We start from the raw sequence: 4902 nt of genomic DNA on the forward strand, positions 1-4902 counted from the left end.
ACCCTGAAAACCTCGACCGGCTTCGCCCATCCCAGCGTCTGCCGTGGCCTGGTGGGTGGCCGCGTCGGGTTTGATGCACGGGTTGCCGCGGGATTGTCAATCTCGGGCTTGTCGGTTTCTCGGGCCCGTCAGCCGGCCCGTTCGGGAACGATTTTGCTGACGATGTGCTCAGCGATCGCCAACGACGCCGTCGCGCCGGGAGACGGCGCGTTACGGACATGCACGACCCGCCCGTTGTGGGACAGGACGAAGTCGTCGACGAGGCTACCGTCGCGGGCGACGGCCTGGGCCCGGACTCCCGCGGGGCCGCGAACCACGTCGGTGGCCCGCAGGTCGGGGACATAGCGCCGGGCCTCGGCGACGAAGGCCCGCTTGCTCGCCGTGCGCAGCATCTCCTTGGCGCCGGTCTTCCAGTGGGTCTTCGCCATCTTGTGGAACCCCGGCCAGGCGAGCGTCCGTCGCAGGTCGGTGCCCTGGACGGTGCTGACCGTGTACCCCTCTCGGGCAGTGGCCAGCACCGCGTTCGGCCCGACCAGGATCTCCCCGTCGATGCGCTTGGTGAGATGGATGCCGAGGAAGGGATATCGCGGATCCGGAACCGGATAGATCAGCCCATGGACGAGGCCACGCCGCTCGGGGCGCAGCAGCCAGTAGTCGCCCCGGAAGGGAACGATCTGCGGGGAGGCGTCCTCACCGGTCAGCGTCGCCACCAGGTCCGACTGCAGCCCGGCACAGGAGATCAGCAGGTCGAACGGCCCGACGCTTTCGGAGACGACGGCGACCCGGCCACCGTCGCGAGACGCTAGCTCGTGATTGCCGTTGGGTCGCGCGCGCGCGGTTCCGGCGACCGTGAGGCGGAGGTGGACGCCGGCTGGGCGATCCTCCACCCCGATCACCTCGGCTCCGGTGCGCACGGCCCCGCCAGCGGCGACGATCTCGGTACGCAGGGCCCGCGCGACCCCGGGATAGTCGATGATGGCGGTGGTGGGTGAGTGCAGGGCGGCGACCCCGCGGGCGTGGGGTTCGACGGACCGCAGCTCGTCGGCGTCGAGCATCCGGGTCCGCGGTACGCCGTTCGCCGCCGCCCGCTTCTCGATCTCGGCCAACCGTTCGAGCTCGCTGTTGTCGACGGCGATCACGATCTTGCCGCACTCGTCGTACCGGATGCGGTGCGTGGCGCAGAACTCCCGCAGCAGCCCGACCCCACGGCGGCACAGGGTCGCTTTGAGCGAGCCTGGGACGTAGTAGAGACCGGCGTGGACGACGCCGCTGTTGCGGCCGGTCTGATGCCGGGCGATGTCCTGTTCCTTCTCGAACACCGTCACGGCCGATCCCGGTTCGACCTGCCCGAGCCGACGGGCGACCGCCAGCCCGAGAATTCCACCGCCGATCACCGCGATGCGACCTGCCACGCCCGTCCCCTGTCCGTCCGTCGAAAGCGTGAATCCCGATCACGCCGATCGTACGAATCCAGTATCGGCGTGCACGGTATGTTACGAGTCGGTAGTCAGCCCGGTAGCCAGCCGGGTGTCCCGCGGGCTCAGCCGAAGAAGTGGCCGGGCGGGTGGGCCCGGTCGGTGCGCGAGCGCGGTGTGCCGCGCAGCGCGTCGGTGAGCGTCCGCGCGGTGTTGACCAGGGGGACGTGGCTGAACGCCTGCGGGAAGTTACCCGTCATCCGGCCCAGCCTGGGGTCGTACTCCTCCGCGAGGAGCCCGACGTCGTTACGCAACGACAGCAGGCGTTCGAACAGCTCCTGAGCCTCGTGGACCCGCCCGGACAGGGCGTAGTTGTCGGTCAACCAGAAGGTGCAGGCCAGGAAGGCGCCCTCGCCCGCGGGCAGTCCGTCGACCGCGCCGTCCTCGGCCGTCGGATACCGCAGGACGAACCCGTCCTCCATCAGCTCCCGCTCGATGGCGGCGACTGTTCCCACGGCGCGGGGGTCGGTGGCGGGCAGGAACCCCACCAGCGGCATGTACAGCAGCGCCGCGTCGAGTTCCTTGGAGCCGTAGAACTGGGTGAAGGTGTTGCGTTCGGAGTCGAACCCGCGGGTGCAGACCTCCGTGTGGATCTCGTCCCGCAGCGCCGACCAGCGGTCGACGGGGCCCGGTAGCCGGGACTCGACGATCCCGCGTACCGCCCGGTCGGCCGCGACCCAGGCCATCACCTTCGAGTGGACGAAGTGGCGGCGGGGGCCGCGTACCTCCCAGATGCCCTCGTCGGTCTTCCGCCAGCCGGTCTCGAGGAAGTCCATCAGCTTGGTCTGCAGCGGCCAGGAGTCGTCCGCATGGCTCTCGGTGATGGTCTGCCCGCCGGGGAGCGCCAGCCCGGGCACGGGCTGGCGACGGTTGGCGACCGCGACCCGCGCGACATGCAGGGCATCGAGGACCTCGCCGTAGACGTCGAGCTGGAACTGGTCGACGGCGGCATTGCCGACCCGCACCGGGGCGGAGTTCTCGTACCCCGGTAGCCACGGGATCTCGTATTCGGGCAGCCGGCGTTCCCCGGCCACGCCGTACATGATCTGTACCCGGGAGGGGTCACCGGCGACCGCGCGCAGCAGCCACTCCCGCCAGGCGGTTGCCTCGCTGGTGAACCCGGCGTCGAGCAGGGCGAGCAGCGTGATCGTCGCGTCCCGCAGCCAGCAGTACCGGTAGTCCCAGTTGCGCACGCCGCCGATGTGTTCCGGCAGCGAGGTCGTGACGGCGGCGACGATCCCTCCGGTCGGGGCGTAGGTGAGCGCCTTGAGGGTGATCAGCGACCGGCGGACGGCCGGCTGCCACTGGCCGTCGTAGGTGCAGCCCGCCATCCAGTCCGACCACCACGCCTCGGTGAGGGTGATCATGCGCCGGACGTCGTGGGACGGCGGGGGAGTCTGATGGGAGGGGGCCCAGGTCAGCGAGAACGGTACCGACTGGCCGGCGGCGACGTGGAAGTCGGCGTAGGTGGCCATGTCGTGCCCCTCCATCGGGGCGGTTGTCCGCAGGGTGACCGCATCCGGCCCGGCCACCGCCGACATGGTGTGCTCGTCCACCCGGCGGACCCACGGCACGATGGAGCCGTAGTCGAAGCGGAACCGGGTCTCCGATCGGAGGTGGACCGCACCCTCGAGGCATTCGACCAGGCGGAGCACGGTGTGCGTGCCGGCGCGGGGGAACATCGCGTCGACGATGCGCACGGTGCCGGACGCGGTCGTCATGTCCGTCTCCAGCACCAGCGTGTCGCCCCGGTAGCGCCGGCTGATGCCCAGGACCGGCTCGACGGGCGCGATCTTCCAGTGGCCGGCCTCGGAGTCGCCGAGCAGGGCGGCGAAGCACGACGGCGAGTCGAATCGGGGCAGGCACAACCAGTCGATCGACCCAGTGCGCGACACGAGCGCCGCGGAGTGGGTGTCGCCGATCAGCGCGTAGTCCTCGATCAGGGATGGCACGACCTGTTCCTCGCTCCCATGGTCCACTGGTTGTGATCATCGTTGGATCGATGATCGTCGGATAATTGATGATCATCGGGGTCGATGTCATCGGGGTCGCCCGCCGTTGGGCGCGATCGCGGGCACAGCGCCGCCGGTCGACGGTGAACCGGTACGAGCACGCCGCGCAGCGGTGGGCCGGCGGTTACCCGTGGCGGAGGTCGCTAAGCCTCATGAGGGCGTTTACCTTACGGACCCGCTCGGCGGACTACGTTGGGGGTCCGGTCATGGCGGTGCTCCAGCCGTCGTCCGGACCAGATTTCCTTCCCCGATGTGACAGGACTCACCACGTGGCCCCATCGTCGTCACCTGCTGTCACCCGTGCCGCTCGCTACCTGGCCGACCCTCGGCGCCGGACGATGGTCGTCGTGGCGGTACTCGCCACCATCGGCCTGATCGTCTTCGGGATCTACGCGACGTTGGACGGGCCGCCGCCGCAACAGGAGGCCGTCGTGTACTTCGCCCCGGGAGCCACCGAGGCGCAGAAGGACGCGGTGCGCGCCGCGTGCCCCTCGGTGGGCAGGGCCATCCAGCTGCCGAAGGACCGCAACCAGCTGGCCACCAGCCGGATCTATCCGCTGCGGTACGACGTTGCGAAGGCGTCGACCGTCGACCGCGCGGCCCTGTACAAGTGCGTGTACGCCCAGCCGCACGTACTCGGGATCAGTCAGGTCACCCAGGGCCAGTAGACCTTCGCCCATCAGGATCGACTCTTCTCCGGCTCCCGTTGGGCGAGGAGTTCGGCGGGCGTGGGCCGGCCGGCATCGCGGGCCTCCTTCGCCTGCCAGAGACTCACGATCATGGTGGTCAGGATGACGAGCCCACTGAGGATCAGGCTTCCGCCGGACCACCCGGAGGACGCGGGAAGGGTGTCGACCACGATCCACGCGATTCCCGCGGCGATCATCCCCAGCGCGAACAGAATCGTGAACGCCGACGAGAACCGGTTCGCGGCCGCCTGATCGGCGAGGTCGGCGGCCTTGCGCCGGGCCTGCTCGAAACGGCCGCGCGCCCACTCGTACTCCAGGCTCAGGATGAAGAACCCGAGCGCCACGACGAGGAATCCCGGGCCCGGCAGCGCCAACATCGCGATCCCGAGGCCGAGGACGCCGAGACCCAGCACGGTCAGGGCGATCCGGCGGAACAGGCGGGCGCTTCGGGTCAGCACGTCGGGTAACCCTCCTGAGCGGATCGTGGACGGGGCGGGAGTGTCCTCTGGGACGGTGCTCTACTGCGACGCTCTACTGCGACGGTGTCCTACTGCGACGTTCTTCCGTCATAACGCATCACGCAAGAACATCGTGGCGGGGATCTCCTCGACCTCCTCGACCGATACGTGTCGTGATGCCGACATGCCAACATGCCGACGGGGCGCGGGGATTCGCGGCTCCGCGGGGGTAGGGCCGGGCGGGCCCTCCGGGCGCACCGTCTAGGCT

At 69.7% G+C, this 4902-nt stretch carries 4 protein-coding genes; 1 reads left to right on the plus strand and 3 read right to left on the minus strand.

All coding sequences use genetic code 11. From position 1 onward, the window contains the following. Positions 1–128: 128 nt before the first annotated feature. The gene (locus AC08OQ_RS17625; RefSeq protein WP_476602080.1) at positions 129–1412 is read right to left on the minus strand and encodes an L-2-hydroxyglutarate oxidase; all 1284 of its coding nucleotides are present in this window, start codon (positions 1410–1412) and stop codon (positions 129–131) included. A 128-nt stretch (positions 1413–1540) separates the two neighbouring features. Further along, positions 1541–3427 carry a glycoside hydrolase family 15 protein gene (locus AC08OQ_RS17630; RefSeq protein WP_476602081.1) on the minus strand — a complete coding sequence of 629 codons (1887 nt, stop codon included), beginning with the start codon at positions 3425–3427 and terminating at the stop codon, positions 1541–1543. A 329-nt stretch (positions 3428–3756) separates the two neighbouring features. Between AC08OQ_RS17630 and AC08OQ_RS17635 the strand changes: the two genes are divergently transcribed. Then, positions 3757–4155, plus strand: coding sequence for a hypothetical protein (locus AC08OQ_RS17635; protein ID WP_462203487.1), 399 nt, complete (start codon positions 3757–3759; stop codon positions 4153–4155). Between the two features lie 11 nt (positions 4156–4166). On the opposite strand, the gene AC08OQ_RS17640 is transcribed toward AC08OQ_RS17635, so the two are convergent. Then, positions 4167–4634: a PGPGW domain-containing protein gene (locus tag AC08OQ_RS17640; protein ID WP_462203488.1), complete on the minus strand. Its 468-nt coding sequence runs from the start codon at positions 4632–4634 to the stop codon at positions 4167–4169. Positions 4635–4902 lie beyond the last annotated feature (268 nt).

Source organism: Frankia sp. CcCS3 (assembly GCF_977927575.1).